Genomic DNA, 6,109 nt, shown 5'->3' with positions numbered 1-6,109 from the left:
CACGAGGTCGCGCTCTCGCTGATCTCCAAACCTAGCGGCTGACGGGCCTCGAGGCGCGTCAGCCACAGGTGTGCGCGATTGACCTCCTCTCCGGCGGCGTGCCTCACTGGTCGGATGAGCGCGGGCATCATCCATGGACGCAGATCCAGCGAGCCGGCGACCTATCTCCAGGAACGGGGGCGGCGCGTTCGGAATTGTCGGCGCTGCCGCGTGCATCGCCGCCGCTCCTTGGCTCGTGGGGCCGCGGTGGCTGCGGCTGGTCACCGTGGGGCTGACTGCTGCGGCTCTCGTCGGCACGCTGGTGATAGAGCCCAATGGCGTCGACTTCGAGGCGCTCGGTCCGACCTGGTTCGCTGTAGCGCTGTTCACCGGGCTCCCCTTTCTGTCGGCGATCGTCCTGATGCTGTCCGTTGATCGGGTCGCGACCGCGACGCAGACCGGGCGCTCGACGCACCGCTGGGTGGCGCCGGCCGTCCTGCTGCTGGTGGTCCCACTCAGCACCTTCGCGTTCGTGATCGTGGGTGGAGTGATCGCGGTGCTGCTGCCGATTCGCCGACGCTTCCTGAAGCCTCTGCGCAGGTCAGCACGGGGCACCCTGATCGTTCGGGCGGTGTTCGCGGCGGTCCCCATCATGGCGTTGGTCGGTCTTGCTGGTGATCTCCGCGTCCTTTATTGAGCGTCGCCGGAGGATCCACCCGGCGCCGGCTGTGCAGCGTCGGCCGTCCCCACTGGGTCAGGGCAGTAGTCAGACCGTCACAACGGGATTATCGTGAGAGAAAGCGGCTCGGGCGCTTCCCGACCCCTAGGAGCAGCAATGCTGAACGACAGCAAGGTCACCGCCAACGTTCCAGTCTCGAATCTTGACCGGGCGCGCCAGTTCTACGCCGACACCCTGGGCCTCACCCCCGCCGGCGATCACCCGGGCGGACTCGTCTACACCACCAGCGGCGGCACCACCTTCTATCTGTACGAGACCGAGTACGCCGGCCAGGCTGGCCACACCATCGCGCAATGGCACGTCTCGAGCGTGGCTGACGAAGTGCGCGACTTGAAGGCCAAGGGCTTGGATTTCGAGCACTACGACATGCCTGGTGTGGAGTGGGACGGCGACGTCGCCAAGATGCAGGGCGTGGGCAACGCCGCCTGGTTCAAGGACAGCGAGGGCAACATCATGTGTATCGATGACGCGGTGGCCGACTGAGCCTGCTCGCTCGACTCCCTTCGCGGGACCGTCAGAAGCGCTCGTTCAGATCGCTGTAGCGACGCACCTGGGCCAGCAGGAGCTGCACGCCTGACTCGTCCGGATGCACTCCATCCGGCGCATCGGCCAGACCCATCGGTGCACCAGCGATGAACGTGAACCGGTAGTACTGCGCCCACTTCTTGATCATCGGTCGGATGCGCTTGCCCTCGGCGGCCTTGCTGCTCCCCCAGGGACTCTGGACATACACGTCCCCACGTCGGAGTCCAGAGTTGTCCGCCGCGATTGCCAACGAGCGCAAAAAGCTGCGCGTGTAGTTCTCAGTCGTCGTCTGGGTCACGCGCTTGGTGCAGCCCCGGTAATCATTCCTGCCGCCCTCGACCAGCAGCACAGTCGGTTTGCTGGCGATCGCCTTGGTGATCCGACTGGCGTACCGGGTACCAGCGCATCCGGCGTCGACCCCCCGTCGATAGAAGCCTGAACCAGACTCGGCGAAGGTCACCGGGACCATCCCCAGCTCTTCGGCGAGGTAGGAGTACATGCCGCGCCGGGGGCTGCCGGCGATGTCGTTGTAGCGCGAGGTGATGCTGTCCCCGATCACCACGAGGGTGCCGTTCGGTCGGGCTGTGTCGGCTGCACCGGCGCTGGACGGCGCGAGCACCATCCCCAGCATGATTGCGATGCCGGCGACACGTGCCGCACCGGCGCTGGGCACCACACGACGACGGCCACCTGCACTGGGCTGTTCAGATCGAGTCAACACGGCTCACGTCCTGTGGTATTGGTGGCCGCACTTCACGCACAGGTCCTGACCACCTTTGGGCCGCCGCCCGCAGCCCTCACAAGCAAATTCTCCCGGCGCGAAGGACATGTGAATGCCAAGAAACCCCACGAAGCACAGGGGAACGAGAGTCCAGTACAAGATCTGTTCCCAAGGCGGTGGGACTGTCAGCCACGAGATGACCACGATCCCCGCCAGCACCGCCAGGCATCCCGCACCGAGGTAACCGGTCAGGGAGACGCGATCCCAGTGGTTCGTGCGCTTCGGCTCATCCGGCTTGTCCGACACTGTCATCTCTCAGCTGAGGGCGTCCCACACGCCTTCGCTCCCATGCGTGAGATTAGCGTGTCTGGCGGTGGATCAGGACAGTTCGGCGGAATTCACCCTCAACCAGCGCCCCCGGCGCGGAAGTTGGTCCAGGCGTCGTTCATGCGGTCGACCTGACCGGGGGTGAACATGTTCATGCAGGAGTCTTTGCTGTAGTCCATGAAGTTGCGGATCGGGTCCGATCCAGGAGTCGCGCACGTGTCTGCACCGACTGGGCAGTTGAACTGCGGGATCGCCTCACGCGGGGTGTCGGCGACGAAGTCGCCTGATGCCGAGCATCCGCCGCGGAAGGTGTGCTCCAGCATCAGCCAGTGACCCACCTCGTGGGTGAGGGTGTCACCCAGCGAGTACTTGCCTGCCGTGCCACCGGGCATCGATTCGTCGAGCATCACGACGCCGTCGATGTAGTCGCGTCCGTTGTTGTAGCCCTTCGGGAAGTAGGCCCATCCCAGCAACCCCCCGCCGATGTCTGCCGAGTAGACATTGAGGGTCTCGGAGTCGCCCTGGTAGAGGGCCTGCTTCATGTCCCGCTCAGTCTTGCCCGGGGTGACGGTGTACCACGCCGGGTTGACCGTCCACGTGATGTCGCTGAGTCCGAAGCGGAAGGGAGAGTCAGCTGCGTCAGCCGCAGTCTGGCCAGAGAAGGAGTCGTTGAGGACCTTCATCTGGGCGCTGATCATCGTCGTCCAGCGATCCCGCTCGGTACTTGAGAGGGTGTGGTCGGACACGACGTGAAAGACCGTCGGAACGGCAACGCTCCCATTGGGAAGCCTCGGCGCGTCCTTGAGGACCCCGTATGCGTTCGCCTCGTTCTTCGGATAGAGCTCGGGCTCCTTGGCCGAGCTCCCATCAGCGACGCGAGCGGCGCTGGCGACACATTCTGCTGCACCGGGTGACGGCGAGGCGGCGACATGACCTGCCCCGGCTGCGGTGATGAGCCCTGTCACCAGAGCAGCTGACGGAATCCAACGAAGCAACGATCGAGCACGCATGTATCCCCCTGATGGCGGGCTGGTCGCCCGGCTTGTCGGATCACCGTACGCCACAGCGGTGTTGTCGGCGACCGCCGCCGGACTGGGGAGGCCTTGTCACCCCTGCAGGCGGGCAGGCGAGGCGTTGCCGAGCTGCAGCTCCAGCGCCTCGGTCCACCTGATGGCACCGATCTCGTTGAAGACGTCTCGGGCCGACTCCAGAAGCGCCGCGGCTTCTTCAGCGCGTCCCTGGTTCACCAGCCACACACCCAGGTCTGCCTCTGTCCTGGCTTGGTAGGGGGCCGCGCCCCAGGCCTTGAACTTCACGATCGCCTCGCGCAACAGTGGCTCGACCGAAGCCGGGTCGTGAGACATCGCCAGCAGGCCGGCCACCCGCTGACGGTGGATCTTCATCCCCGCGGAAATCTGTCCGTCGGTCTGTCCGTCGATCAGGTTGAGCAGGCGGGCGAGGCTCTCGTCGTCAGACGCTTCGATGGCCATCTCCACCGCAATCGGCCACATGTGCACGCAGTCGTCCCAGGTCCCAGAGAATTCGTACATCTGCGTTGTTCCGGCCACGGCGAGGCGCACTGCCGAATCGATGTCGTTGTCCCGAGCGTGGATTCCCTCGGCGAACAGCCGCCAGGCAATGTCGTTGCTGTCATCGGACGCCGGCGCCTCCCCGTGTGCCCACGGAAGCTCCGGCACGTCGCCCCGAGCAGCTCTCGTGGCTCCGACGATGGCCGTCGCGACAAACGTCCAGGAAGTGTTCAGATTCGTCAGGTGCTCCTGGAAGATCTCCTCCACCTCGTCCCACTGGCCCTTGTTCCACAGGGCGAGCGCCAGATTGATCTCCGAACCACTGATCCAGTACACCAGGCCGTTGCTCTTGGCCACTGCCACCGCTTCGCGACCGAACCCGATCGCCTTGTCGAGATCATCGAGCATCGAATTGACGGTCAGGTTGAGCAACGACCGCGACAGAGCAGCGGGATGGTGACTGGACCGGGCCAGATCGGCGGCAGCGACCAGGAGAACTCGCGACAGAGTGACCGCGCCGTACCTTGCGTAGTGAATGCTCAGCCCGAGCAGCGCGTCGGCCAAGTCGCCCTGCTCCCCGGCCAGCTCAGCGAGCTTGGCACGAACCTCCAGGACGTCGCGCACGTCCGTGCCCAAATTGAGACCGGCTTTCGACAACCCGTACGCCAGGAGGAGCGCCGGCTGGTTGGCCTCCTCCCGGCCCAGGAGCCGATCCCACCGTGGCCGCATCAATGCCACCGCGCCGGAGTTGTCGCTGAGGCCGATCAGGGCCTGCCCATGCATTGCAGTCGACCGGCCGGCCCCCAGCTCGTCGCCTCGACCGTCGAACATCTCCGTTGCTCGGGAGGCATGGACCACGGCGTCTGCGTATGCGGCTGTGTCGATCAGCGCTGCGGCGAGGTCGCACTCGAGCTCGGGTCGGGACTGTTCGTCCACCAGGTGCGCCAGCGCTGTCTCGAGGTGGCCGACGGCCTCGACCGGGGAGCCGAGCGCCTGGGCGCGGGTGGCAGCCTTCTTCAGCTGCTCGATCGCAGCTGCGGTCAGTTCCCGGACGTCCGGATCGGCCGGCACCGCTTCGATCGCGTCGAGATAGTGCCGGGCCACGATGGCGGCGACATCGCCGGAGGAGTCTCCCTCGGCCTTGTAACGCTCGACGACGGCAAGGTGAGTGGCTTTGCGGTCGCGTCGCGACAACGTGGCATAGGCGACCTGGCGAACGACGCTCTGATTGAACTTGTACGATCCGAAGTTCGAGTTGAGTCGACTGGTGACCCGGTCGAGGATCTGGAGACGAACCAAGCTGGTCAGCACCCGGTCGACGTCCGGCAGCTCCTCACACAACACCGCGATCGTGTCGCGCTTGAACGAGACGCCCACGACACTGGCCTGATCCACAACTCGTCGTTCTTCGGCCGACAGCGTGTCGAGCCGTGCGGCGATTAACGCCTGCAAGGACGCTGGGGCACCGATGGTGGTCAGGTCCAGAGCCTGCGGGTCGGCCAGCACATACTGCCCGCCGCGCGGGATGACCAGATCACGATCGATGAGTGAGCGAATCGTCTCCACCGCAAACAGCGGGATCCCGTCGGATCGTTCGACCAAAGTGGCGCGGATGTCGTCCGGCAGGCCCACCACGAGCCCGTCGAGCAGCTCACACATGTCACGGGGATCCAGCGCGGGCAGGTGGGCCACGGTCGCCTTGCGGTTCGTGGCGAGCGACGGATTGCTCTCGATGAGACCGGGTCGGGTCAAGAGCACCACGAAACACGCGAACGAACCGACCAGAAGCAGGTGCTCGACGAACAGCAGCAGACCGTCGTCGGCGTACTGCGCGTCATCGATGAGCAGCACGACCGGGTCGCCCTCGCCGACGCGCTCCAAGAATGTTGTCCACGCGGCGAACAGATCTTCACGCGGGTAGTTGCCGACCGATCCGATCCCCAGCAGGGCACCCATCCTGGGCTTGAGCCACGCGCGCTCCTCCTCGTCGGCTACATACCGTTCCAGCCCGGCATCGAGCAGCTTCGCCGGGTCGTCGTCATCGTTGTCACCCGTTCTCAGTCGACCACGGATGGCTTCGGCCAGTGCGTAGTAGGCCACTCCCTCGCCGTATGCGACGCAGTTGCCTGCGTGCCACGTCACGGCCGTTGACAGGCCATCGATGTACTTGTCGAACTCCCACGCCAGCCGGGACTTGCCGACCCCTGGCTCGCCGTCGACCACGAACAGTGTCGGCTTGCGCGACTCCTCCGTCGAGTGGAAGAGCTCCTTGAACAGACGGAGCTCGCG

At 65.4% G+C, this 6,109-nt stretch carries 5 protein-coding genes; 2 read left to right on the top strand and 3 right to left on the bottom strand.

Going from position 1 to position 6,109, the window contains the following annotated elements; genetic code table 11:
* Window positions 1-133: 133 nt before the first annotated feature.
* Both WB461_RS07075 and WB461_RS07070 read left to right on the top strand, forming a co-directional pair.
* Window positions 134-676 (top strand): hypothetical protein, encoded by a 543-nt coding sequence (locus tag WB461_RS07075; RefSeq protein WP_423852025.1) that lies wholly within the window; start codon window positions 134-136, stop codon window positions 674-676.
* Between the two features lie 138 nt (window positions 677-814).
* On the top strand, window positions 815-1,201 hold the full coding sequence (locus WB461_RS07070) for a VOC family protein (protein ID WP_423852024.1): 387 nt from the start codon (window positions 815-817) through the stop codon (window positions 1,199-1,201).
* 31 nt (window positions 1,202-1,232) lie between these two features.
* Here the strand turns inward: WB461_RS07070 and WB461_RS07065 are convergent, their stop codons facing one another.
* The 3 genes from WB461_RS07065 to WB461_RS07055 form a co-directional block, all read right to left on the bottom strand.
* Window positions 1,233-1,916, bottom strand: a complete 684-nt coding sequence (locus tag WB461_RS07065) for an SGNH/GDSL hydrolase family protein (RefSeq protein WP_423852023.1) — start codon at window positions 1,914-1,916, stop codon at window positions 1,233-1,235.
* Window positions 1,917-2,368: 452 nt separating this feature from the next.
* A complete protein-coding gene (locus WB461_RS07060; RefSeq protein ID WP_423852022.1) occupies window positions 2,369-3,256 on the bottom strand; it encodes a zinc metalloprotease in 888 nt (295 codons plus the stop codon).
* A gap of 141 nt (window positions 3,257-3,397) precedes the next feature.
* A partial coding sequence (locus tag WB461_RS07055; protein WP_423852021.1) for an ATP-binding protein occupies window positions 3,398-6,109 on the bottom strand: 2,712 nt, incomplete at its 5' end.

The sequence above is a fragment of the Aeromicrobium sp. genome (assembly GCF_049587115.1).
Taxonomy (GTDB): domain Bacteria; phylum Actinomycetota; class Actinomycetes; order Propionibacteriales; family Nocardioidaceae; genus Aeromicrobium.
This window is presented reverse-complemented; position numbering and strand designations above follow the sequence as displayed.